Source organism: Citrobacter sp. Cb004 (assembly GCF_030337065.1).
GTDB classification, from domain to species: Bacteria; Pseudomonadota; Gammaproteobacteria; order Enterobacterales; family Enterobacteriaceae; genus Citrobacter; species Citrobacter braakii.
The window spans coordinates 486000-509988 of sequence record NZ_JAOWCH010000070.1 but is presented as its reverse complement, the minus strand read 5'-3'; the positions used below and the strand labels follow the sequence as shown (position 1 = coordinate 509988).

Annotated in this window: 21 protein-coding genes and 1 pseudogene; 16 read left to right on the top strand and 6 right to left on the bottom strand. The window is 54.6% G+C overall.

The window, feature by feature from the left end:
- Positions 1-3: 3 nt before the first annotated feature.
- The 6 genes from lepB to acpS all read left to right on the top strand — a co-directional run bounded on the left by lepB (position 4) and on the right by acpS (position 4818).
- Positions 4-978 (top strand): signal peptidase I, encoded by a 975-nt coding sequence (gene lepB, locus OGV65_RS23825; protein ID WP_016154048.1) that lies wholly within the window; start codon positions 4-6, stop codon positions 976-978.
- Between the two features lie 269 nt (positions 979-1247).
- Positions 1248-1928 (top strand): ribonuclease III, encoded by a 681-nt coding sequence (rnc, locus tag OGV65_RS23820; RefSeq protein WP_003037579.1) that lies wholly within the window; start codon positions 1248-1250, stop codon positions 1926-1928.
- The gene (gene era / locus OGV65_RS23815; protein WP_286455511.1) at positions 1925-2830 is read left to right on the top strand and encodes a GTPase Era; all 906 of its coding nucleotides are present in this window, start codon (positions 1925-1927) and stop codon (positions 2828-2830) included. Before rnc ends, era begins: the two co-directional genes overlap by 4 nt.
- A 132-nt stretch (positions 2831-2962) precedes the next feature.
- Positions 2963-3691, top strand: coding sequence for a DNA repair protein RecO (gene recO / locus OGV65_RS23810; protein ID WP_016154047.1), 729 nt, complete (start codon positions 2963-2965; stop codon positions 3689-3691).
- A gap of 15 nt (positions 3692-3706) precedes the next feature.
- Positions 3707-4438, top strand: a complete 732-nt coding sequence (gene pdxJ / locus OGV65_RS23805) for a pyridoxine 5'-phosphate synthase (RefSeq protein ID WP_016157172.1) — start codon at positions 3707-3709, stop codon at positions 4436-4438.
- Positions 4438-4818: a holo-ACP synthase gene (gene acpS, locus OGV65_RS23800; protein ID WP_003037588.1), complete on the top strand. Its 381-nt coding sequence runs from the start codon at positions 4438-4440 to the stop codon at positions 4816-4818. Before pdxJ ends, acpS begins: the two co-directional genes overlap by 1 nt.
- A 40-nt stretch (positions 4819-4858) precedes the next feature.
- On the opposite strand, the gene OGV65_RS23795 is transcribed toward acpS, so the two are convergent.
- Both OGV65_RS23795 and OGV65_RS23790 read right to left on the bottom strand, forming a co-directional pair.
- Positions 4859-5119, bottom strand: a complete 261-nt coding sequence (locus OGV65_RS23795; RefSeq protein ID WP_003037590.1) for a YfhL family 4Fe-4S dicluster ferredoxin — start codon at positions 5117-5119, stop codon at positions 4859-4861.
- A gap of 55 nt (positions 5120-5174) precedes the next feature.
- Positions 5175-6023 (bottom strand): MurR/RpiR family transcriptional regulator, encoded by an 849-nt coding sequence (locus OGV65_RS23790; protein WP_016154045.1) that lies wholly within the window; start codon positions 6021-6023, stop codon positions 5175-5177.
- Between the two features lie 117 nt (positions 6024-6140).
- Here OGV65_RS23790 and murQ point away from each other — a divergent pair, with 117 nt between their 5' ends.
- Genes murQ through tadA form a run of 4 tightly spaced genes read left to right on the top strand, consistent with a single transcriptional unit; the run spans position 6141 to position 9602 of the window.
- Positions 6141-7034, top strand: a complete 894-nt coding sequence (murQ, locus tag OGV65_RS23785) for an N-acetylmuramic acid 6-phosphate etherase (protein WP_016154044.1) — start codon at positions 6141-6143, stop codon at positions 7032-7034.
- Positions 7035-7043: 9 nt separating this feature from the next.
- Positions 7044-8408: a PTS transporter subunit EIIC gene (locus tag OGV65_RS23780; protein WP_286455510.1), complete on the top strand. Its 1365-nt coding sequence runs from the start codon at positions 7044-7046 to the stop codon at positions 8406-8408.
- 3 nt (positions 8409-8411) lie between these two features.
- Complete coding sequence (gene yfhb, locus OGV65_RS23775; RefSeq protein WP_286455509.1) at positions 8412-9047, top strand: phosphatidylglycerophosphatase C; 636 nt, start codon at positions 8412-8414, stop codon at positions 9045-9047.
- Positions 9048-9104: 57 nt separating this feature from the next.
- Positions 9105-9602, top strand: a complete 498-nt coding sequence (gene tadA / locus OGV65_RS23770) for a tRNA adenosine(34) deaminase TadA (protein WP_019077403.1) — start codon at positions 9105-9107, stop codon at positions 9600-9602.
- Positions 9603-9650: 48 nt separating this feature from the next.
- Here the strand turns inward: tadA and mltF are convergent, their stop codons facing one another.
- Positions 9651-11201 (bottom strand): membrane-bound lytic murein transglycosylase MltF, encoded by a 1551-nt coding sequence (mltF, locus tag OGV65_RS23765; protein WP_047416469.1) that lies wholly within the window; start codon positions 11199-11201, stop codon positions 9651-9653.
- Between the two features lie 257 nt (positions 11202-11458).
- On the opposite strand from mltF, the gene purL reads away from it, so the two are divergent.
- The 5 genes from purL (at position 11459) to glnB (ending at position 19836) form a co-directional block, all read left to right on the top strand.
- Positions 11459-15346, top strand: coding sequence for a phosphoribosylformylglycinamidine synthase (purL, locus tag OGV65_RS23760; RefSeq protein ID WP_286455508.1), 3888 nt, complete (start codon positions 11459-11461; stop codon positions 15344-15346).
- 560 nt (positions 15347-15906) lie between these two features.
- Complete coding sequence (qseE, locus tag OGV65_RS23755) at positions 15907-17337, top strand: two component system sensor histidine kinase QseE/GlrK (protein ID WP_181221863.1); 1431 nt, start codon at positions 15907-15909, stop codon at positions 17335-17337.
- Positions 17338-17359: 22 nt separating this feature from the next.
- Positions 17360-18103 (top strand): two-component system QseEF-associated lipoprotein QseG, encoded by a 744-nt coding sequence (gene qseG / locus OGV65_RS23750; RefSeq protein WP_049282300.1) that lies wholly within the window; start codon positions 17360-17362, stop codon positions 18101-18103.
- Complete coding sequence (gene glrR / locus OGV65_RS23745; protein ID WP_304412487.1) at positions 18103-19437, top strand: two-component system response regulator GlrR; 1335 nt, start codon at positions 18103-18105, stop codon at positions 19435-19437. Before qseG ends, glrR begins: the two co-directional genes overlap by 1 nt.
- Before the next feature lie 60 nt (positions 19438-19497).
- Positions 19498-19836, top strand: a complete 339-nt coding sequence (glnB, locus tag OGV65_RS23740; RefSeq protein WP_002914032.1) for a nitrogen regulatory protein P-II — start codon at positions 19498-19500, stop codon at positions 19834-19836.
- Here the strand turns inward: glnB and OGV65_RS25575 are convergent.
- Both OGV65_RS25575 and hmpA read right to left on the bottom strand, forming a co-directional pair.
- Positions 19833-19928: pseudogene (locus OGV65_RS25575) on the bottom strand (hypothetical protein); the annotation flags it as partial. The gene glnB and the pseudogene OGV65_RS25575 overlap by 4 nt on opposite strands.
- A gap of 3 nt (positions 19929-19931) precedes the next feature.
- On the bottom strand, positions 19932-21122 hold the full coding sequence (gene hmpA, locus OGV65_RS23735; protein WP_286455507.1) for an NO-inducible flavohemoprotein: 1191 nt from the start codon (positions 21120-21122) through the stop codon (positions 19932-19934).
- A 326-nt stretch (positions 21123-21448) separates the two neighbouring features.
- Between hmpA and glyA the strand changes: the two genes are divergently transcribed.
- Complete coding sequence (gene glyA / locus OGV65_RS23730; RefSeq protein WP_003835277.1) at positions 21449-22702, top strand: serine hydroxymethyltransferase; 1254 nt, start codon at positions 21449-21451, stop codon at positions 22700-22702.
- A gap of 78 nt (positions 22703-22780) precedes the next feature.
- Here the strand turns inward: glyA and hcaD are convergent, their stop codons facing one another.
- Positions 22781-23983: a phenylpropionate dioxygenase ferredoxin reductase subunit gene (gene hcaD, locus OGV65_RS23725; protein ID WP_286455506.1), complete on the bottom strand. Its 1203-nt coding sequence runs from the start codon at positions 23981-23983 to the stop codon at positions 22781-22783.
- Positions 23984-23989 lie beyond the last annotated feature (6 nt).

Below are 23989 nucleotides of genomic sequence, written 5' to 3'. Positions count from 1 at the left end.
GGCATGGCGAACATGTTTGCCCTGATTCTGGTGATTGCCACACTGGTGACGGGCATTTTATGGTGCGTAGATAAATTCATCTTCGCGCCAAAACGCCGGGAGCGTCAGGCCGCAGCGCAAGCTGCTGCAGGTGATTCACTGGATAAAGCAACGCTGAAAAAAGTGGCCCCTAAGCCGGGCTGGCTGGAAACCGGGGCATCCGTTTTCCCGGTTTTAGCTATTGTGCTGGTGGTGCGTTCATTTATTTATGAGCCGTTCCAGATCCCGTCTGGTTCGATGATGCCGACACTGCTTATCGGTGACTTTATCCTGGTGGAGAAATTCGCCTACGGGATTAAAGATCCGATTTACCAGAAAACGCTGATCGAAACCGGCCATCCGAAACGTGGTGATATCGTGGTGTTTAAATACCCGGAAGATCCGCGTCTGGACTACATCAAACGTGCTGTCGGTTTACCGGGAGACAAAGTGACGTACGATCCGGTGGCAAAAGAGGTAACTATTCAGCCTGGATGCAGTTCCGGTCAGGCGTGTGAAAACGCGCTGCCGGTAACGTACTCTGATGTTCAGCCAAGTGATTTTGTGCAGACCTTTGCGCGTCGTAACGGCGGTGAAGCGACCAGCGGCTTCTTTGAGGTTCCGCTGAATGAAACGAAAGATAACGGTATTCGCCTCTCTGAGCGTAAAGAAACGCTGGGTGAGGTAACGCACCGCATTCTGACCGTGCCAATCGCGCAGGATCAGGTGGGGATGTATTACCGCCAGCCAGGCCAGCAGTTGGCAACCTGGATCGTCCCGCCGGGACACTACTTCATGATGGGTGATAACCGTGACAACAGCGCGGACAGCCGTTACTGGGGATTTGTGCCGGAAGCGAATCTGGTTGGTAAAGCGACCGCTATCTGGATGAGTTTCGATAAGCAAGAAGGCGAATGGCCGACCGGTGTGCGTTTGAGCCGTATTGGTGGCATTCACTAATCGCTGATAATCGTTCACGTTGTCGTCATTATGGCGACAACGTGAATTATTTCTCGGATAAATTCCCGCAGACTAACGACATCCCTTGTCGTTGTGTATAGAATATTCCCCCGAAGTTTGAGGTTGGCACCGACAGGTTGCCACGGCACACGAAACAGCGTTGGTTTGTGTATAAATGCATTCAGCCGAAGCGGGATGGCTAAGCGAAATGCGTATATCAGGTCTGTTTCGTGTGCTGAATTGTTGACGCATTCATTTATTGGTATCGCATGAACCCCATCGTAATTAATCGGCTTCAACGGAAGCTGGGCTACACTTTTAATCATCAGGAGCTGTTGCAGCAGGCATTAACTCACCGTAGCGCCAGCAGCAAACATAACGAGCGTTTAGAATTTTTAGGCGACTCTATTCTGAGCTTTGTTATCGCTAATGCGCTGTATCACCGTTTTCCGCGTGTGGATGAAGGTGATATGAGTCGCATGCGCGCGACGCTGGTTCGCGGCAATACGCTGGCTGAATTAGCCCGTGAGTTTGACCTCGGTGAATGTTTACGTTTGGGGCCAGGCGAGCTGAAAAGCGGCGGTTTCCGTCGTGAATCGATCCTGGCAGATACCGTTGAAGCTTTGATCGGCGGCGTCTTCCTCGACAGCGATATTCAAACCGTTGAACAACTGATCCTGAACTGGTATCAGACTCGTCTGGATGAAATTAGCCCAGGCGATAAACAAAAAGATCCGAAAACGCGCCTGCAGGAATATTTGCAGGGTCGCCACCTGCCGCTACCGTCCTATCTGGTGGTGCAGGTTCGTGGTGAAGCACACGATCAAGAATTTACTATCCACTGCCAGGTCAGCGGCCTGAGTGAACCGGTGGTTGGCACAGGTTCGAGCCGTCGTAAGGCTGAGCAGGCTGCCGCCGAACAGGCGTTGAAAAAACTGGAGCTGGAATGAGCGAAGAGAAAACTTACTGCGGATTTATTGCCATCGTCGGTCGCCCGAACGTCGGCAAATCCACCCTGTTGAATAATCTGCTTGGGCAGAAGATTTCCATAACCTCACGTAAGGCTCAGACAACACGTCACCGTATTGTTGGCATCCATACCGAAGGTGCGTATCAGGCGATTTATGTTGATACCCCGGGCCTGCATATGGAAGAAAAACGGGCGATCAACCGCCTGATGAACAAAGCGGCAAGCAGCTCGATTGGTGATGTTGAACTGGTTATTTTCGTTGTGGAAGGCACCCGCTGGACGCCGGACGACGAAATGGTGCTCAACAAGCTGCGCGACGGTAAAGCCCCGGTTATTCTGGCTGTGAACAAAGTGGACAACGTTCAGGAAAAAGCCGATTTACTGCCGCACCTGCAGTTCCTGGCAAGCCAGATGGACTTCCTTGATATTGTCCCGATTTCTGCCGAAACCGGTCTGAATGTTGATACCGTTGCGGGCATCGTGCGTAAGCACCTGCCGGAAGCCATTCATCACTTCCCGGAAGATTACATCACCGACCGTTCTCAGCGCTTTATGGCGTCTGAAATCATCCGTGAAAAGCTGATGCGTTTTCTGGGGGCTGAACTGCCGTACTCCGTTACCGTGGAGATTGAACGTTTTATCTCTAACGAACGCGGTGGTTACGATATTAACGGTCTGATCCTCGTTGAACGTGAAGGGCAGAAGAAGATGGTTATTGGCAACAAAGGGGCCAAAATTAAAACCATCGGCATCGAAGCGCGTAAAGACATGCAGGAGATGTTCGAAGCGCCCGTTCACCTCGAGCTGTGGGTGAAAGTGAAATCCGGCTGGGCCGATGACGAGCGCGCGCTGCGTAGCCTCGGTTACGGCGACGACGTCTAATTTTTCATAGGTTATGGCTTTCGAGGTGCAGGAAGGCGGCAAGACCGCAGATCCTCGGGAGCTTACTCAAGTGAGTGACTGGGGTGAGTGGGCGCAGCCAACACACCTGCAGCTTGAAAGACGGCGGGTATGATGGAAGGATGGCAACGCGCTTTTGTCCTGCATAGCCGCCCGTGGAGCGAAACCAGTCTCGTGCTGGACGTCTTCACGGAAGAATCGGGTCGTGTGCGCCTGGTGGCTAAAGGCGCGCGCTCCAAACGTTCTAATCTCAAAGGCGCGCTCCAGCCTTTTACTCCGTTGTTGCTTCGCTTTGGTGGACGTGGTGAGGTCAAAACCTTACGCAGTGCCGAAGCCGTTTCTCTGGCTCTCCCCCTTAGCGGTATCACACTGTACAGCGGCTTGTATATCAACGAGCTTATCTCTCGTGTACTTGAGTATGAGACCCGCTTTTCTGAACTCTTTTTCGACTACCTGAACTGTATTCAGGCGCTGGCTGGCGCGACGGGTTCGCCAGAGCCTGCGCTGCGTCGCTTTGAGCTGGCCTTACTTGGACATCTGGGGTACGGCGTCGATTTTACCCACTGTGCGGGTAGTGGCGAGCCGGTGGACGACACCATGACCTATCGTTACCGGGAAGAAAAAGGGTTTATCGCAAGCGTAGTGATTGATAACGCCACCTTTACCGGACGCCATCTGAAAGCACTCGAATCGCGGGAATTTCCGGATGCTGATACGCTTCGCGCCGCGAAACGCTTTACCCGCATGGCGTTAAAGCCGTATCTTGGTGGTAAGCCGTTAAAAAGCCGGGAACTGTTCCGGCAATTTATGCCAAAACGCGCAGTAAAAACAAAAAATGATTAACGAGGATGGATTGCCATGGCCGAATTACTGTTAGGCGTCAACATTGACCACATTGCCACTTTACGTAATGCACGCGGCACCGCATACCCTGACCCGGTTCAGGCGGCGTTTATCGTTGAGCAGGCGGGCGCAGACGGCATTACCGTGCACCTGCGTGAAGACCGTCGCCATATTACCGATCGCGACGTGCGCATTTTGCGCCAGACGCTGGATACGCGTATGAATCTGGAAATGGCGGTAACCGAAGAGATGCTGGCGATTGCCGTTGAGACTAAGCCGCATTTTTGCTGCCTGGTGCCGGAAAAACGTCAGGAAGTGACGACTGAAGGTGGCCTGGACGTCGCCGGTCAGCGTGACAAGATGCGTGATGCCTGCAAACGCCTGGCGGACGCAGGCATTCTGGTTTCGCTGTTTATCGATGCTGATGACGAACAGATTAAGGCCGCTGCTGAAGTCGGCGCGCCTTACATCGAAATTCACACCGGCTGTTACGCCGATGCGAAAACCGACGCTGAACAGGCCAGCGAACTGGCGCGTATCGCCAAAGCGGCGACCTTTGCCGCCAGCCTTGGTCTGAAGGTGAATGCGGGGCACGGCCTGACGTACCACAACGTTAAAGCCATCGCGCGGATCCCGGAAATGCACGAGTTGAACATTGGCCATGCCATTATCGGCCGCGCGGTGATGAGCGGTCTGAAAGATGCAGTAGTCGAAATGAAGCGCCTGATGCTGGAAGCGCGTGGCTAATGGCGATTCTGGGATTAGGTACGGATATCGTGGAGATTGCCCGCATCGAAGCGGTGATCTCCCGTTCCGGCGACCGTCTGGCAAGACGCGTGCTCAGCGACAACGAGTGGGCAATCTGGGAGACGCATCAGCAACCGGTGCGCTTTCTGGCGAAGCGTTTTGCGGTCAAAGAGGCGGCAGCAAAAGCCTTTGGTACCGGTATTCGCAACGGTCTGGCGTTTAATCAGTTTGAGGTCTTTAACGACGAACTCGGTAAGCCGCGTCTGCGGTTATGGGGGGAGGCGTTAAAACTGGCGGAAAAACTCGGCGTCGCACATATGCATGTGACGCTGGCCGATGAGCGTCACTACGCCTGCGCCACGGTGATTATCGAGAGCTAACGTTTCGTCGGCCTGATAAACATAGCGTCATCAGGCAACGTTACAGCTTATCGGCGTGGTGCATCAGTACAAACTTATCCCACAGCTGCTCTTCCGTTTCGACATGTGCCGGATCTTTCAAAATAGTATTAGGGATCGGGCACACCTTCTGGCAGGTTGGCGTGTCGTAATGGCCTACGCATTCCGTACACTTGTCGCTGTTAATCTCGTAAATGCTGTCACCCATCGAAATCGCCTCATTCGGGCATTCGGGCTCGCACATATCGCAATTGATACACTTTTTAGTGATTAACAGGGCCATCAGGAAACTCTCAAAACATCACAAATCGGGCGGGCATTATACGCGCATTCTTTGCTCAGACCAGTTTTTTTACCAGTGCTTCGCTGTGGCGAATGCGTTCCGGAGCATGCTCCAGATCTTGCTGCACCAGCGCCATAAACAGTAAATCAGTGAGCATCATTTGCGCATGGGTAGAGGAAATCGCTGCGCTGCGCGTGGCCTGTTCTTCAGCAATCGTGTACAGACAATGAGTTGCGCGCTGTTGCAGGGCGTTAGGGGTAAATCCGGTGATGGCGAGAATTTTGGCTCCGGCGCGCAACGTTTCATCCGCAGCCAGGTTGAGTTCGCGGCGTTCTCCGGTATACGAAATGGCCAGCAGCAGATCGTTGGGTGAAAGCGCCTGCACCGCCGCCAGCAGGGCGTGCATATCGCGTTCAACCACCGCGTTAAAACCAATCTTTAGCAGTTTCCAGGCAAAATTCTGCGCTACCAGACCCGATGCGCCAATCCCGGTCAGGATAATGCGCCGGGCTGAGCGCAGCATTGTGACGCTCTCTATCAGTTTCTCTTCGCTGTTGACGTCCAGCGTCGCATGCATCGCGGCCACGTTTTCTTTAATCAGTTTTTCGCCCACCATACGCATGGGGTCGTCACCGCGAATCTGATTATGCACCGGAATGGAATGAGGGTTGGGATTGCTGGCCAACGCTTCGCTAATCGCCAGTTTCAGCGCCGGAAACCCTTTAAAGCCCATCTTTTGCGCGAACTTCACCACGCTGGACTGGCTGACGCCTGCTTCAAAGGCCAGCTGCTGTGAGCTGAGATGACGCGCGGTATCCGGCTGAGCAAGAAGATAATCCGCAAGTTTTTTATCGCTTTGCGCGAGGTCCGGGTAACGCTGACGAATGCGAATTAAACAGTTCATGCTGTCTCCTGGCGAAAACGTGATGGCGATTGCAAAACAAAATTTCACTCGCCTGGATGAATATAATATTCCATTATGACAGATTATTATGAATTAAAAATTCCTAAGGAACAAAAAATGAATCTCGGTGCATTAGTTTCAGAAACCCGCAATCCACAGACCATGGATCTGGATGCGCTCTCAACGTTGGAGTTGGTTCATCGATTTAATCAACAGGATACGCTGGTAGCGGAAGCAGTAAAAGCAACTCTGCCTCAAGTTGCGTGCGCGGTCGATGCGGCAGCTAACGCGTTAAAAGCCGGTGGACGCATTATTTACATGGGCGCAGGTACCAGCGGACGTCTTGGCGTGCTGGACGCGTCTGAGTGCCCACCGACCTTCGGTGTACCGCATGGTCTGGTGGTTGGGCTGATTGCCGGGGGGCCGGGCGCGCTGCTCAAGGCGGTAGAAGGCGCGGAAGATAACCCGCAGTTAGGCGAGGACGATCTGCGCGCACTCAACCTTACCGCACAGGATCTGGTGGTTGGTCTGGCGGCTTCAGGTCGCACGCCGTATGTGATTGGCGGGCTGAAATATGCGCGTTCGGTGGGTTGTACGACGGCGGCTATTTCCTGCAATCCGGATTCTCCTGTCGCGCATGAAGCGGATATTGCGATCTCCCCGGTGGTGGGACCGGAGGCGTTGACCGGGTCAACACGACTGAAATCCGGCACCGCGCAAAAACTGGTGCTCAATATGATCTCCACCGGTGCGATGGTGAAATTTGGCAAGGTGTACCAGAACCTGATGGTGGATATGCAGGCAACCAACGTCAAACTGGTCGATCGGGCGTGCCGTATGGTGGTTGAAGCCACCGGCATTGCGCGTGAACAGGCGCAAGCGCTGTTAAAGCAGACTGATTTTGACGTTAAGCCAGCGATTTTAATGGCGCTCACCGGCCTGGATGCCGCTGCCGCCCGTGAAAAGCTTGCCGCTCACCAGGGTTTTTTACGCGCGGCGTTAGAACACTAAGAGGTGTATATGGATAATACGGCGGTGCTGGCCAGCGACATTCTGCTGGGCGTAGGCGGAGAGCAAAATATTCTGCGCCTGGAAAACTGTATGACTCGTGTCAGGGTGGAAGTTCAGGATGACGGTCAGATTGATATTCCCCGTCTCAGGCAACTGCCCGGTGTTAGCGGTTACGTGAAGCAGGGCGCGCAGCATCAGATAATCGTCGGCCCCGGTAAAGCTGCCAAGGTGGTGGATGCCATGCGCTCCCTGATTGCCGATGGCGGCGAGCGTGCAGATGTGAATAATATCGAGCGCACCAAATCAGAGGCCAAAGCGAAGTACAAAGCGCCAATGAGCGATGCGCTGCGCAAGCTGGCGAACGTCTTTATCCCTCTTATTCCGGCGTTTATCGCCTCCGGTTTGATTACCGGCATTATTAACATCCTTAAGCGACCGGATATCGTGGGGGATTTTGCGACCCATTATCCGAATATGCTGGGGCTGATGGGCATATTTGGTAGCGCCGTGTTTGCCATCATGAATATTCTGGTTGGGGTGAATACCGCCAAAGTCTTCGGCGGCTCTCTGGCGATGGGTGGGGTGATGGCGGGGATCCTCTCCAGTCCGCAGCTGGCGCAGATTACCCTGTTTGGCGAAGCGTTGCAGCCGGGGCGCGGCGGGGTGATCGCAGTGCTGCTGGTGGTTGCGCTGATGTGTTGGATCGAGCGCAAATTCCGCGAGCTGTTGCCGGAATCGCTGGAGCTTATCCTTAACCCGCTGCTGACCACCATCATTACCGGGGCCATCGCGATTGTGGCGCTACAACCGCTTGGAGGCTGGATTTCTGAATCTATCGCTCACGGCGCATCCTGGGCTATCGACCGCGGCGGTTTCCTGGTTGGTGCCATACTGGCGGGAACTTTCCTGCCATTGGTGCTCACCGGACTTCATCAAGGGTTGGTGCCCATCCACGTTGAGCTGGTACAGGCACACGGTTATAACGCGCTCTTTCCTATCCTGGCGATGGCAGGCGTTGGACAAGTAGGGGCTGCGATAGCGGTGTTGATGAAAACCCGCAATGCGCGGCTAAAGAAAGTGATCAAAGGAGCGCTGCCGGTCGGGCTGCTGGGCATTGGCGAGCCGCTTATTTTTGGCGTCACGCTGCCGTTGGGTAAACCGTTTATCGGTGCCTGTCTTGGCGGAGCGGTAGGCGGGGCGCTGATTAGCTACTGGAAGGTGGCGACGGTTATCACCTTTGGCATCTCCGGTTTGCCGCTGGCACTGACGATTGTTGCCGGAAAAGTGATGTTCTATCTGTTAGGCTATCTGGTAGCAGTTATCGCCGGGTTCCTGTTTACCTGGCTATTGGGGTTCAACGATCCAGAGGAATAAGGTTTGACCAATCACCAGCGCCGCGTTGTTTTTTTTGATTTGGATGGCACGTTACACCAGCAGGATATGTTCGGTAGCTTTATACGTTATCTGCTGCGTCGCCAGCCGCTGAACGCGTTGCTTGTGCTGCCTCTGCTACCGGTGATTGCGCTGGCGCTGCTGATACAAGGGCGCGCCGCCCGCTGGCCAATGAGCCTGCTGTTGTGGGGATGCACTTTTGGTCGTAGCGAGGCGCGTCTGAAAGGGCATCAGGCTGACTTTGTGCGCTGGTTTCGCAGTAACGTGACGGCCTTTCCGCTCGTGCAGCAGCGCCTGACAACCTACCTGTTAAGCTCTGACGCCGAAATCTGGCTTATCACTGGCTCCCCGCAGTCGCTGGTCGAGCAGGTGTACTTCGACACGCCGTGGCTACCGCGAGTCAATCTGATCGCCAGTAAAATGGCGCGGGGATACGGCGGGTGGGTGCTGCCTCTGCGCTGTCTGGGCCATGAGAAAGTGACGCAACTGGAACGCCACATTGGTGCGCCGCTTCAGCTTTACAGTGGCTACAGCGACAGTAATCAGGACAATCCTCTGCTCTCTTTTTGCCAGCATCGCTGGCGCGTCACGCCGCGCGGAGAGCTACAACAACTCGAATAGAGTAAACGATAGCGTCTGTGTATAATGCGCCCGCTTTGATTACTGGAGTTACCCCCTTTGTCTGAAGTTGAATTTAGCCACGAATACTGGATGCGTCATGCTTTAACGCTGGCTAAGCGCGCCTGGGATGAGCGTGAAGTCCCGGTGGGCGCGGTATTAGTACATAACAACCGCGTGATTGGCGAAGGCTGGAACCGTCCGATTGGTCACCATGATCCGACTGCCCACGCTGAAATTATGGCGCTGCGTCAGGGCGGCCTGGTGCTGCAAAACTACCGTCTGTTGGATACCACGCTGTATGTCACTCTGGAGCCGTGTGTGATGTGCGCAGGCGCGATGGTGCACAGCCGTATCGGTCAGGTCGTTTTTGGCGCGCGCGATGCGAAAACGGGGGCAGCCGGGTCATTAATGGATGTATTGCATCACCCTGGAATGAATCATCGGGTGGAGGTGACCGAAGGGGTGCTACGGGATGAATGCGCCACGTTGCTCAGTGATTTCTTTCGCATGCGTCGTCAGGAAATCAAAGCGCTGAAAAAAAACGCCAATTTGTAAATGCCGGTCTGATTGCCTGATGACGCTGCGCTTATCAGGCCTACGAGGCTACTTGCCCTCTTTTTTCTGCGGTGAAAACAGCAGGGAAGGGGAGTGCGACAGGTAATTTGACGACGTCTGAGACAAAAACGACGAAAGCGGCAATTCATCTTTACCTATTAGCTCTGCCGGCGTCACCGCCGGGTAATCCTGCGCCAGTTGCTGCGTTTCAAGCGCCCGTTTTTCTTTCTCCTGCAGATACCCCACCAGGCTAATCTGGTACTTACGGATATTTTCTACATAAGCGTAGGCTTCGTGGCCTCGCGCATAACCATAGGTCAGCTTGTTGTAATACGGCTTTTGGCTGAGCAGTGGCAGACGCTGTTTTACGTCGGACCAGCTGTTCGGATTGCCTTTGGTTTTCACGGTCAGCGCCCGTGCATCCAGCATGTGCGCATAACCCATGTTGTAGGCTGCGAGCGCAAACCAGATGCGTTCCCCTTCGGGGACGGTATCGGGCACTTTACTCATCATATCCTGCAAATACCGTGCGCCGCCGCTGATGCTTTGTTCGGCATCGGTACGGTCGGTAAGTCCGAGACTTTGAGCGGTATTTTTGGTCAGCATCATCAACCCGCGTACGCCGGTCGGGGAAGTGGCCTGCGCGTCCCAGTGTGACTCCTGATAAGAGATTGCGGCGAGCAGTCGCCAGTCTATCTCCTGAGCATATTTCTCAAACAGCGGCTTAAGGTCCGGTAATACGCTGTCTACGGCGCGCAAAAAGGTGCGGGTATCGACATAGTCAAAATCATCGCCATGTCCGAGATACTTTTCTTCCAGCCGCGCCAGAGAGCCGTCTTCATTCATGGTGTTAAAAAAATCCAACAGGGCGGCAGACAGCGTGTTGTCATCGTCCAGGCGACTAAACCAGGTCACCGGCTGTTCGTCAGATACGTCCAGCGCTACGGCCAGTTCAGGATGTACGCGTTGGTATAAGCTGATGGCGACGGAATCGGCAATGGTGTAATCCAGCTTCCCGGCGATAACATCATCAAGCAGTTCAGTAGTGCCCTTTTTGTCATCCACCTTCCAGCTCAGATCGGGAAATTTATTCTCTTTAAGTAACTGGAGATCGTTAACCACCACGTGCCCCGGGGCGATGGTCAGTTGATTTTCGTTCACGGTGGCAAGAGTACGCGGGCGGTATTGCCCAACCCGATACACCAACTGTTGTGAAACCGAATAGTAGGTTGGGCCGGGCTGGTAATTTTTCACCCGCTCGCTGTTATATACCAGGCCTGCGGCTAACAGATCGGCATGGCCGTTATCCAGGTCGTCAAAAAGCTGGCTGATGTTCTGGCGCACGGTGACTTTTAACTTCACGCCCAGATAGTTGGCGAACGCCTGAGTCAGTTCATAATCCAGGCCGAATTTCTTACCGTTGAGGGTCGCGTAAGTTAACGGCGAGTCGAGGGTACTGACGCGCAGTTCTCCCCGCGACTGAATGGCGGCGATACGATTTTCGGCTTTACCGAACCAGGGAATAGATGGCCAGAGGGCCGCTGCCAACAACAGCGTTAATATGCCGATGAACAGATAATTAATCTTTAATTTTTTCAATTAGTTAATTCTCTGAACCGTACGTTGTCTCTGCCTGCTGTGGTGATGATTAAGAAGTGAAGTCGTCATTAATGAGCGGCATTTTGCTTAAACTTGCGTCAGTTGGCAACTTATTCAGAAACCAGACCGCATTTGATGATAAGAGAAGGTCGTGATTTTATTTCGACGCAAACGGTTTCGTCGGCGCGGTAGATTCTTTATAATGACGCCCGTTTCCCCCACTTGGGCACACCGAAAGCTTAGAAGACGAGAGACTTATGATGGAAATTCTGCGTGGTTCACCTGCACTGTCTGCATTCCGTATTAACAAACTGCTGGCACGTTTTCAGGCTGCCAACCTCCAGGTCCACAATATTTACGCCGAGTACGTCCATTTTGCCGATCTGAATGCACCGTTGAATGAGGATGAGCACGCCCAGCTTGTACGCCTGCTGAAATATGGTCCTGCTCTTCACAGCCATGCCCCTGAAGGCAAACTGCTGCTGGTTACGCCTCGCCCTGGCACCATCTCCCCGTGGTCTTCTAAAGCGACTGATATTGCCCACAACTGCGGCCTGCAACAGATTAGCCGTCTGGAACGTGGCATTGCCTGGTATGTAGAAGCCTCTACGCTGACCGCTGAGCAGTGGCAGATGGTTGCCGACGAACTGCACGACCGCATGATGGAAACGGTTTTCTCTGCGCTGAACGATGCCGAAAAACTGTTTGTCCATCACCAGCCTGCGCCGGTCTCCAGTGTTGATCTGCTGGGTGAGGGACGCCAGGCGCTGATCGACGCTAACCTGCGTCTGGGTCTGGCGCTGGCGGAAGACGAAATCGACTATCTGCAGGATGCGTTTACCAAACTGGGACGCAACCCGAACGACATTGAACTGTACATGTTTGCGCAGGCTAACTCCGAGCACTGCCGCCACAAAATTTTTAACGCCGACTGGGTTATCGACGGTAAACAGCAGCCCAAGTCGTTGTTCAAGATGATTAAAAACACTTTCGAAACCACGCCGGACCACGTGCTGTCTGCCTATAAAGACAACGCCGCGGTAATGGAAGGTTCTGAAGTGGGCCGCTACTTTGCCGACCACAAAACCGGCCGCTACGATTTCCATCAGGAGCCAGCCCACATCCTGATGAAGGTTGAAACCCACAACCACCCGACGGCTATCTCTCCGTGGCCGGGCGCGGCTACCGGCTCCGGCGGCGAAATCCGCGACGAGGGTGCAACCGGTCGCGGTGCAAAACCGAAAGCCGGGCTGGTGGGCTTCTCCGTTTCCAACCTGCGTATTCCTGGCTTTGAACAGCCGTGGGAAGAAGACTTTGGTAAGCCGGACCGTATTGTTACCGCGCTCGATATCATGACCGAAGGTCCGTTGGGCGGCGCGGCGTTTAACAACGAATTCGGTCGTCCGGCGCTGACCGGCTACTTCCGCACCTACGAAGAAAAGGTCAACAGCCACAACGGCGAAGAGCTACGCGGTTACCATAAACCGATCATGCTGGCGGGCGGGATCGGTAACATCCGTGCCGATCACGTGCAAAAAGGTGAGATCGTCGTTGGCGCCAAGCTGATCGTCCTCGGCGGCCCGGCGATGAACATCGGGCTTGGCGGCGGGGCGGCCTCCTCTATGGCTTCCGGCCAGTCTGATGCCGATCTTGATTTCGCTTCGGTACAGCGCGACAACCCGGAAATGGAACGTCGTTGCCAGGAAGTTATCGACCGCTGCTGGCAGATGGGCGATGCGAACCCGATCCTGTTTATCCATGACGTTGGCGCGGGCGGTCTGTCTAACGCCATGCCGGAGTTGGTAAGCGATGGCGGTCGCGGCGGTAAATTCCAGCTGCGCGATATCCTTAGCGACGAGCCGGGTATGAGCCCGCTGGAAATCTGGTGTAACGAATCCCAGGAGCGCTATGTGCTGGCGGTTGCCGCTGACCAGCTACCGCTGTTTGACGAACTGTGTAAGCGCGAGCGCGCGCCGTATGCGGTGATCGGTGAGGCCACCGAAGAACAGCATCTCACACTGAGCGACAGCCACTTCGATAACCAGCCGATCGACATGCCGCTTGATGTGCTGCTGGGTAAAACCCCGAAAATGACCCGCGATGTGCAGACGCTGAAAGCCAAAGGCGACGCCCTGAATCGTGGCGAAATCTCGATTGCAGATGCGGTTAACCGCGTGCTGCATCTGCCGACTGTCGCTGAGAAAACGTTCCTCGTGACGATCGGCGACCGTACCGTTACCGGCATGGTGGCGCGTGACCAGATGGTTGGTCCGTGGCAGATCCCGGTAGCCAACTGCGCGGTCACCACCGCAAGCCTGGATAGCTACTACGGTGAAGCGATGTCTATCGGTGAGCGTGCGCCAGTTGCGCTACTGGATTTCTCGGCCTCTGCGCGTCTGGCGGTAGGTGAAGCGCTGACTAACATTGCGGCAACGCAGATTGGCGATATCAAACGCATTAAACTGTCGGCCAACTGGATGGCTGCTGCGGGTCACCCCGGTGAAGATGCCGGGCTGTACGAAGCGGTAAAAGCCGTTGGGGAAGAATTATGTCCGGCGCTTGGCCTGACTATTCCGGTGGGCAAAGACTCTATGTCGATGAAAACCCGCTGGCAGGAAGGTAATGAGCAGCGTGAAATGACTTCGCCGCTGTCGCTGGTGATCACCGCCTTTGCCCGCGTGGAAGACGTGCGCCACACGATAACCCCACAGCTCTCTACTGAAGACAACGCCCTGCTGCTGATTGATCTCGGTCTTGGTCACAACGCGCTGGGCGCGACGGCGCTGGCACAGGTTTATCGTCAACTGGGCGATAAGCCTGCCGACGTGCGTAACGTTGAGCAACTGAAAGGCTTCTACGACGCCATTCAGGCGCTGGTCGCGCAGCGTAAGCTGCTGGCCTACCATGACCGTTCCGACGGCGGACTGCTGGTTACGCTGGCGGAAATGGCCTTCACCGGTCACTGCGGTATTGACGCTGATATCCACTCTCTGGGTGACGATCGTCTGGCGGCGCTGTTTAATGAAGAGCTGGGCGCAGTGATCCAGGTTCGCGCTGCTGACCGTGAAGCGGTTGAGGTGTTGCTGGCACAACATGGCCTGGCAGATTGCGTGCACTATCTCGGCCAGGCGTTAACGGGTGACCGTTTCACCCTGAGCGCCAACGGTCAGCCGGTGTTCAGCGAAAGCCGCACCACGCTGCGCATGTGGTGGGCGGAAACCACCTGGCAGATGCAGCGTCTGCGCGACAACCCGGAGTGTGCCGATCAGGAACACGACGCGAAAACCAACGATGCCGATCCTGGCCTCAACGTTAAACTGTCGTTTGATATCAACGAAGATGTTGCCGCCCCGTACATCGCTACCGGCGCGCGTCCAAAAGTGGCCGTACTGCGCGAGCAGGGCGTGAACTCCCACGTCGAAATGGCGGCTGCCTTCCACCGTGCGGGCTTTGACGCCATCGATGTGCATATGAGCGACCTGCTGGGCGGACGCATCGGTCTGGGTAACTTCCAGGCGCTGGTCGCTTGTGGCGGTTTCTCTTACGGCGATGTGCTCGGTGCAGGGGAAGGCTGGGCGAAGTCGATTCTGTTCAACAACCGCGTCCGTGATGAGTTCGAAACCTTCTTCCATCGCCCGCAAACGCTGGCGCTCGGGGTGTGTAACGGTTGCCAGATGATGTCTAACCTGCGTGAACTGATCCCGGGAAGCGAGCTGTGGCCGCGCTTTGTGCGTAACCACTCCGATCGTTTTGAAGCCCGCTTCAGCCTGGTCGAAGTGACGCAAAGCCCGTCTTTACTGCTTGCCGATATGGTTGGTTCGATGATGCCGATTGCCGTTTCTCACGGTGAAGGCCGTGTGGAAGTGCGTGACGGCGCGCATCTGGCCGCGCTGGAGAGTAAGGGGCTGGTGGCGCTGCGCTACGTTGATAACTTCGGTAAGGTGACCGAGACCTACCCGGCTAACCCGAACGGTTCGCCGAACGGAATTACTGCCGTTACTACTGAAAATGGTCGCGTCACCATTATGATGCCGCACCCGGAACGCGTATTCCGTACCGTGAGCAACTCCTGGCACCCGGAAAACTGGGGCGAGGACAGCCCGTGGATGCGTATCTTCCGCAACGCGCGTAAACAGCTCGGGTAATCAGCTCGATAACCTTTAAGCCCCTCTGCGTGAGGGGCTTTTTTTTGTCAGTCATTTTGTATGCCGCTATCCGACAATGCGTTTAAGTGTCGGGAAATCCCGACATAGGTGGGGTTACGCTGTCGCTAAAAAGAGACATTTAATTATATGATTTACAATGAATTTGTTTTTAAGTGCTGTGGGTGTTGCTGATTGGCGACAGTAAGGGTGAAAAATAGCCAAAATCATTTTTCATATGAATAAGAACATTTTCCATATTTATCATTGTGTTAATAAAGTGTTTTGAATATTGGCACAGATGCTGCATAATATAGCCCAGTGGCTCATTCACCTTCTTATGTCAGCCCCTTCGGGACGTGCTACATAAACTTCGAATGACGCACAACAAGGTGCCTGCCGTCCAACATCTGATATTAGCATCGCTCATATCAACCTTCGGGCGAAACGTCGAGTTAGGCACCGCCTTATTCCACAACAAAGCCGGGTTAATCCCGGCTTTGTTGTATCTGACGTTCCCCTCAGTTAGCATCAACCTATTCCTGTCCATTGAGAGTAACGCCTTGAAGCGCTGGTCTGTTTTCCCCCGATCTTTACGTCAATTGGTTACGTTGGCATTTTTGCTTATCCTGCTGCCGTTGTTAGTTTTGGCCTGGCAGGCGTGGCAAAGTCTGAATGCCCTGAGCGCGCAGGCGGCGCTGACGAACCAAACCACGCTGATTGACGCCAGACGCAGCGAAGCGATGACCAATGCCGCGCTGGAGATGGAGCGTAGCTACCGGCAATACTGTGTGCTTGATGACCCAACGCTGGCTAAGGTTTACCAGAGCCAACGTAAACGCTACAGCGACATGCTGGATGCGCATGCGGGCGTGTTGCCGGATACCAAGCTTTATCAGGCACTGCGTCAGGACCTCAACGATCTCGCGCAGTTACAGTGCACCAACAGTGGTCCTGATAGCGTGGCGGCGGCGCGGCTGGACGCTTTCGCCAGTGCCAATACTGAAATGGTACAAGCGACGCGCACGGTCGTCTTTTCTCGTGGGCAGCAGCTACAGCAGGAAATAGCCGAACGTGGGCAGTTCTTTGGCTGGCAGGCGCTGGTGCTGTTTCTTGTCAGCCTGGCGATGGTGTTGCTGTTTACCCGCATGATAATCGGTCCGGTGAAGGGCATAGAAAAAATGATCAATCGTCTGGGGGAAGGGCGCTCGCTGGGCGATAGCGTATTATTTACGGGACCCCGGGAGCTGCGCTCCGTGGGGCAGCGCATTATCTGGCTGAGCGAACGTCTCTCCTGGCTGGAGTCACAACGACATCAGTTTTTACGCCACCTGTCTCATGAGCTGAAAACGCCTCTGGCGAGTATGCGCGAAGGTACCGAGCTGTTAGCCGATCAGGTCGTTGGGCCGTTAACGCCAGAGCAAAAAGAGGTGGTCGGTATTCTCGATGACAGTAGCCGCAACCTGCAAAAACTGATTGAGCAACTGCTCGATTACAACCGCAAGCTGGCGGATGACGAGGTTGAGCTTGAATGTGTGGAAATCGCGCCGCTGGTGGAAAGCGTTGTTTCTGCACATAGCCTGCCCGCTCGCGCCAAAATGATACATACTGATGTTGCGCTTGCGGTGAACGCCTGCCTGGCAGAACCGATGCTATTGATGAGCGTGCTGGACAATCTTTATTCCAATGCGGTGCACTATGGCGCTGAATCCGGTAACATTTGGATCCGCAGCAGTTTGCATGGCTCAATGGTATACATTGATGTAATGAATACCGGCACACCGATTCCAGAAGCAGAACAGACCATGATCTTCGAGCCTTTTTTCCAGGGTAGCCATCAGCGAAAAGGGGCGGTAAAAGGAAGCGGGTTGGGGCTGAGCATTGCCAGAGATTGCATCCGCCGTATGCGGGGCAAACTGTATCTGGTTGATGAGCATGCGCAAAACGTTTGTTTTCGCATAGAACTGCCGCTATCTGCAGCGAAAAATCACTAAAATAAACCTAAGTCTGGTGAGTATGCCATACGTTGTTGTCCGAATGCTTAAACGACATTTTTTCCGTCGCGTCATCCTCGCAAGCCTGCCGTGTCTGGCGCTGGTAGGCTGCGTCCCGAACGCGGTGAATCATATTATCGGCGACCCCTCGCAGGAGAAAATTCCGCCTCATCAACTGGCGGACTACCTTGCAACCGACTGTAGCGATATCTGGTCGCTGTCTGGTCAGCCCACAGAGACCAATCCGCTGTACTGGCTGCGGGCGATGGATTGCGCCAATCGCCTGATGCCGGTACAGGCGCGTAGTGAAGCCAGCACGATGATGCCTGATACCTGGCAGGGGGCTTTCAGGCGCGGGATCCTGCTTGATAACGCCAGCATTACGCCGCCTGAAAGGCGGGAGACGGTTACGCGCCTCGACGCATTAAGCCCGCAAATTCCGCCACAGGTACGCCCGCTGTATCAGGTCTGGCGCAGCAGTCAGACGTTGCAGTTGCAACTGGCCGAAGAGCGTATGCGCTACAGCAAGCTTCAGCAGGCATCAGACAGCGATCTTGATACGTTACGTCAGCAGCAACAACACTTGCAGTCTCAGCTCGATCTCACGACCCGCAAGCTGGAGAATCTAACCGATATTGAACGCCAGCTTTCCACGCGCAAACCTGCCGGTAGTTACAACCCTGATGCGCCGCACGGGAACGAAAAAGTCACCCTACCTGATAACGAGGAAGGCGCAGCGCCGTCTGCCGATGAGGTCACGCCATGATAAGCCGTAAGCCCGCGCATCTGCTGCTGGTGGATGACGATCCCGGCCTGTTGAAATTACTTGGAATGCGCCTGACCAGCGAAGGTTACAGCGTCGTAACCGCAGAAAGCGGGCAGGAAGGACTACGGGTGCTTAACCGTGAAAAAGTGGATCTGGTTATTAGCGATCTGCGCATGGATGAAATGGACGGCATGCAGCTGTTTACTGAAATCCAGAAAGTGCAGCCGGGAATGCCGGTTATTATCCTTACCGCTCACGGTTCCATCCCCGACGCCGTTGCGGCGACCCAGCAAGGGGTGTTCAGCTTTCTCACTAAGCCGGTGGATAAAGACGCGTTATACCATGCGATCGACGGGGCGTTGGAACAGTCTGCGCCTGCCGCTGATGACAGCTGGCGTGAGTCCATCGTCACCCGCAGCCCACTGATGCTGCGCCTGCTGGAACAGGCGCGCATGGTGGCGCAATCGGACGTAAGCGTATTGATCAACGGCCAAAGCGGAACCGGGAAAGAAGTTTTTGCCCAGGCCATTCACAACGCCAGCCCGCGCAGCCACAAGCCCTTTATTGCCATTAACTGCGGCGCATTGCCGGAACAACTGCTGGAGTCCGAACTGTTTGGTCATGCGCGCGGCGCTTTTACCGGTGCGGTGAGCAATCGTGAAGGGCTGTTTCAGGCCGCGGAAGGCGGGACGCTGTTTCTCGATGAGATTGGCGATATGCCCGCGCCGTTGCAGGTTAAATTGCTACGTGTATTGCAGGAGCGAAAAGTCAGGCCGCTGGGCAGTAACCGCGATATCGATATTGATGTGCGGATCGTTTCCGCGACCCACCGTGATTTACCCAAAGCGATGGCTCGGGGGGAATTTCGCGAAGATTTGTACTATCGCCTCAACGTGGTGAGCCTGAAGATCCCGGCGCTGGCCGAGCGTACGGAAGATATTCCGCTGCTGGCAAACCATCTGCTGCGCCAGTCTGCTGAACGACACAAACCGTTCGTGCGCGCCTTTTCGACCGATGCCATGAAACGGTTAATGACCGCCAGTTGGCCTGGTAACGTGCGTCAGTTGGTTAACGTGATTGAGCAGTGCGTGGCGTTGACCTCTTCGCCGGTGATCAGCGACGCGCTGGTGGAGCAGGCGCTGGAAGGGGAGAACACCGCGCTGCCGACCTTTGTTGAAGCGCGTAACCAGTTTGAACTCAACTACCTGCGTAAGCTGTTGCAAATCACCAAGGGCAATGTGACTCATGCGGCGCGAATGGCGGGGCGCAACCGCACCGAATTCTACAAGTTGCTCTCTCGCCATGAGCTGGATGCAAACGATTTCAAAGAATAAATCTGCGGATTATGTTAGTTTTATTCGATCAAAAGACAGGCGACCTTTTCAAGGAATAGCATGAAAAAGATTGATGCGATTATTAAACCCTTCAAGCTGGACGACGTCCGCGAAGCGCTGGCTGAAGTCGGCATTACCGGTATGACTGTAACAGAAGTGAAAGGGTTTGGCCGTCAGAAAGGCCATACTGAGCTGTACCGTGGTGCGGAATATATGGTGGATTTTCTGCCGAAGGTAAAAATTGAAATTGTGGTCACCGACGACATCGTCGATACCTGCGTCGACACCATTATTCGTACTGCCCAGACCGGTAAAATCGGCGACGGTAAGATTTTTGTCTTCGACGTGGCACGCGTGATTCGTATTCGCACCGGTGAAGAAGACGACGCGGCAATCTAAGCCGCGCCGTGCTTGCCGGATGGCGGTGTAAACACCTTATCAGGCCTACAATATCCCGTAGGCCTGATAAGCGCAGCGCCATCAGGCATGAGTAATTACAAGACTTTATGCGGGCCGAAGCATTCGTAATGAATGTTCTCGTTTTTCACGCCAAGACCGACCAGCTGCTTCGCGGCAAACTGCATAAAGCCAACCGGACCGCACAGATAAAACTGCATCGCCGGATCGCTGATTGCGCCTTCCAGTTTGTTCAAATCCATCAGACCAACGCTATCAAACGCACCTTTCGCGCGATCGGCTTCGGTTGGTTCACGATACCAGGTGTGTGCGCTAAAGCGTGGCAGCGTTTTGCCCAGTTCATTCACTTCATCGGCAAAGGCATGTACATCGCCATTTTCTGCCGCGTGGAACCAGTTAATCTGCGCCGTATGATTCGCTTTTGCCAGCGTATCCAGCATCGCCAGCATCGGGGTCTGACCTACGCCTGCTGAAATCAGAGACACTGGGGTATCGGTCGCGACGTCCATAAAGAAATCGCCCGCAGGTGCAGCTAAGTGAACGACGTCGCCCACATTCGCATGGTTGTGCAGCCAGGTGGAAACCTGACCACCGTCTTCACGCTTCACAGCAATACGGTAGCCTTTGCCATCGGGTTTACGGGTCAGTGAGTACTGCCGAATTTCCTGATGCGGGAAACCTTCCGGCTTCAGCCAGACGCCCAGGTATTGCCCCGGATGATATTCAGCCACTGCGCCACCGTCGACAGGTTCAAATTCAAAGCTGGTGATAAGCGCACTGCGTGGGGTTTTTGCCACGATGCGGAAAGGACGGGTACCTTCCCAGCCGCCATTTTTATTGGCATTTTCACTGTAGATCTGCGCTTCACGGTTGATGAAAACGTTCGCCAGCACGCCGTATGCTTTGCCCCATGCATCCAGAACTTCCTGGCCCGGGCTGAACATTTCGTCCAGCGTTGCCAGCAAATGGCCACCTACGATGTTGTACTGCTCCGGTTTAATCTGGAAGCTGGTATGCTTCTGCGCGATTTTCTCAACGGCAGGCAACAGCGCCGCCAGGTTCTCGATATTGCTGGCATACGCGGCAATAGCGTTAAACAGCGCTTCACGCTGATCGCCATTACGCTGGTTACTCATGTTGAAGATTTCTTTCAGCTCTGGGTTATGCGTAAACATGCGATCGTAGAAATGGGCGGTCAGCTTCGGGCCTGTTTCAACCAGCAGGGGAATGGTGGCTTTCACTGTAGCGATGGTTTGTGCGTCAAGCATACGGTCTTCCTTTATCTGAAATTTTAATGATGTATGTCAAATGCATCTTATAAAAAATACCCCTGCATTGTAAATGGTTCTTTGTCACTTTGCGTTGTAAAGGTTACATCGTGAAAAATCTGCATCACAAACCTGAAAAGAAATCCGTTGAAATTCAGCAGACCTTTGTTCTCCAAAGCCTTGCGTGCCGTGAAGGTAATCGTTTGCGTAAAATCCTTTGTCAAGACCTGTTATCGAAGAATGATTCGGTTATACTGTTCGCCGTCGTCCAACGGGACTGCCTTTTTAGGCCGAAATTCTATTGTTAGCTGAGTCAGGAGATGCGGATGTTAAAGCGTGAAATGAACATTGCCGATTATGATGCCGAACTGTGGCAGGCTATGGAGCAGGAAAAAGTACGTCAGGAAGAGCACATCGAACTGATCGCCTCCGAAAACTACACCAGCCCGCGTGTTATGCAGGCGCAGGGTTCTCAGCTGACCAACAAATACGCTGAAGGTTATCCGGGCAAGCGCTACTACGGCGGTTGTGAGTACGTTGATATCGTTGAGCAATTGGCTATCGATCGTGCAAAAGAGCTGTTTGGCGCTGACTACGCTAACGTACAGCCGCACTCCGGCTCCCAGGCTAACTTCGCTGTTTACACCGCTCTGCTGCAACCGGGTGATACCGTTCTGGGTATGAACCTGGCGCAAGGCGGCCACCTGACTCACGGTTCCCCGGTTAACTTCTCTGGCAAGCTGTACAACATCATCCCTTACGGTATTGATGAGTCCGGTAAAATTGACTACGAAGATATGGCTAAGCAGGCCAAAGAGCACAAGCCGAAGATGATCATCGGCGGATTCTCTGCTTACTCCGGCGTTGTTGATTGGGCAAAAATGCGTGAAATCGCCGACAGCATTGGCGCATACCTGTTCGTTGACATGGCGCACGTTGCGGGCCTGATAGCCGCAGGCGTTTACCCGAACCCGGTTCCACACGCACACGTAGTGACCACCACCACCCACAAAACCCTGGCGGGTCCGCGCGGCGGCCTGATCCTGGCGAAAGGCGGTGACGAAGAGCTGTACAAAAAGCTGAACTCCGCGGTGTTCCCAAGCGCGCAGGGCGGCCCGCTGATGCACGTGATCGCGGCGAAAGCCGTGGCGCTGAAAGAAGCGATGGAGCCTGAGTTTAAGGTTTACCAGCAGCAGGTTGCCAAAAACGCCAAAGCGATGGTGGAAGTGTTCCTGAACCGTGGCTACAAAGTGGTTTCTGGCGGTACTGAAAACCACCTGTTCCTGCTGGATCTGGTTGATAAAAACCTGACCGGTAAAGAAGCTGACGCCGCACTGGGCCGCGCTAACATCACTGTTAACAAAAACAGCGTGCCGAACGATCCGAAGAGCCCGTTTGTGACTTCCGGTATCCGTATCGGTTCTCCGGCTGTAACTCGCCGTGGCTTTAAAGAAGCGGAAGTGAAAGAGCTGGCTGGCTGGATGTGTGACGTTCTGGACAACATCAATGACGAAGCCGTTATCGAGCGCGTCAAAGGTAAAGTTCTGGATATCTGCGCACGCTTCCCGGTTTACGCGTAATTCTGCTTTACGCAAAACGAAAGGCCGCTGATGCGGCCTTTTTTAATGCCTGATAGCGCTGCGCTTATCAGGCTGCTATCACAACGACTTCAGCGGCACGCTTTCATTGCACAGTGCTTCCTCGCTTACCACTCGTCCTGAATGAATTAACTTACGCAGTGCGCGCACTTCGCGTCCGTTGTTGAGCGCTACTGCGCCAATTAGCTTCCCATCACGCAGGTGGAACCAGATAGCCTTGCTGTCATCCGGATTGCCACGACATAACCATGTTTGCCCTTGCATATCGCCAACAAATTGCAGATTGTCATTAAATTGGTCGGTCCAGAACCAGCCTGGCGTCTTCTCCGGCAACGGCAGGTTGAGCATTGTGGCAGCGGCAATCTGTGCCTGGTTATTGGCATTTTCCCAGCTTTCTACTCGTTCTAACGAACCGTCGGGCTGGCGCGTTATCGCCACATCACCGGCGGCAAAAATCGCGGGATCGGAGGTGATGCAGGCGGAGTCAACGATAATACCGTTAGCCGTCTCCAGCCCCGCTTCGCGAGCCAGCGCATCATTCGCCACGATGCCGACTCCATAAACCAGCGCATCGGCCTGTAGCGTCTCGCCGTTTTGCAGGGTAAGCGAGAGAAACTCTCCCGCTTCAGCGTGCTCAATGGCGCTGTTGAGCAGCACCCGCACCCCTGCCTGTCGGTGGCGGTTTAGCAGATAGTCGCGCACCGGAGCAGGGGCGTTGCGGCCCATTACCGTTGAGGCCAGCTCCACTAACGTCACCCGACAGCCGCGTTGGATCGCGCTGGCCGCTAATTCCAGGCCAATGGTGCCCGCACCGACAATCACAATCGCCTTGCCCGGCAGCAAGGCACCGCGCAGACGCTCGGCATCTGTGGCGTGACGCAGGGTAAAGCAACGTTCGCCCAGTTTATCCAGTAGCGGCAGCGGTCTGGCGGCGGCCCCGGTCGCCAACAGCAACTGCGACCAGCGGTAAGACTGACCATCGGCGAGCATCAGCGTGCGCGAGGTGCGGTCAATCTGACGCAGCGTGACGCCAAGATGCAACTGTACGTTGTTCTCCAGCCACCAGTCAGCGTTCAGGATCGGCTGTCGCTGTGGATTTTCGTCCAGCAGCATCGCTTTGGAGAGCGGAGGGCGTTCATAGGGCAGATACGGCTCATCGGAAAACAGATGCAATTCGCCGTTAAATCCTTGCTGACGCAGTGCGACGGCGGCCATTGCCGCAGCCTGACCACCGCCGACGATAGCGATAATTTTATGGCTCATAACGCC

Bases quoted from the DNA above. Each gene is read 5' to 3' on its own strand.
- lepB (WP_016154048.1), top strand. From the start codon at position 4: ATGGCGAACATGTTTGCCCTGATTCTGGTGATTGCCACACTGGTGACG.
- rnc (WP_003037579.1), top strand. From the start codon at position 1,248: ATGAACCCCATCGTAATTAATCGGCTTCAACGGAAGCTGGGCTACACT.
- era (WP_286455511.1), top strand. From the start codon at position 1,925: ATGAGCGAAGAGAAAACTTACTGCGGATTTATTGCCATCGTCGGTCGC.
- recO (WP_016154047.1), top strand. From the start codon at position 2,963: ATGGAAGGATGGCAACGCGCTTTTGTCCTGCATAGCCGCCCGTGGAGC.
- pdxJ (WP_016157172.1), top strand. From the start codon at position 3,707: ATGGCCGAATTACTGTTAGGCGTCAACATTGACCACATTGCCACTTTA.
- acpS (WP_003037588.1), top strand. From the start codon at position 4,438: ATGGCGATTCTGGGATTAGGTACGGATATCGTGGAGATTGCCCGCATC.
- OGV65_RS23795 (WP_003037590.1), bottom strand. From the start codon at position 5,119: ATGGCCCTGTTAATCACTAAAAAGTGTATCAATTGCGATATGTGCGAG.
- OGV65_RS23790 (WP_016154045.1), bottom strand. From the start codon at position 6,023: ATGAACTGTTTAATTCGCATTCGTCAGCGTTACCCGGACCTCGCGCAA.
- murQ (WP_016154044.1), top strand. From the start codon at position 6,141: ATGAATCTCGGTGCATTAGTTTCAGAAACCCGCAATCCACAGACCATG.
- OGV65_RS23780 (WP_286455510.1), top strand. From the start codon at position 7,044: ATGGATAATACGGCGGTGCTGGCCAGCGACATTCTGCTGGGCGTAGGC.
- purL (WP_286455508.1), top strand. From the start codon at position 11,459: ATGATGGAAATTCTGCGTGGTTCACCTGCACTGTCTGCATTCCGTATT.
- qseG (WP_049282300.1), top strand. From the start codon at position 17,360: ATGCCATACGTTGTTGTCCGAATGCTTAAACGACATTTTTTCCGTCGC.
- glnB (WP_002914032.1), top strand. From the start codon at position 19,498: ATGAAAAAGATTGATGCGATTATTAAACCCTTCAAGCTGGACGACGTC.
- hmpA (WP_286455507.1), bottom strand. From the start codon at position 21,122: ATGCTTGACGCACAAACCATCGCTACAGTGAAAGCCACCATTCCCCTG.
- glyA (WP_003835277.1), top strand. From the start codon at position 21,449: ATGTTAAAGCGTGAAATGAACATTGCCGATTATGATGCCGAACTGTGG.
- hcaD (WP_286455506.1), bottom strand. From the start codon at position 23,983: ATGAGCCATAAAATTATCGCTATCGTCGGCGGTGGTCAGGCTGCGGCA.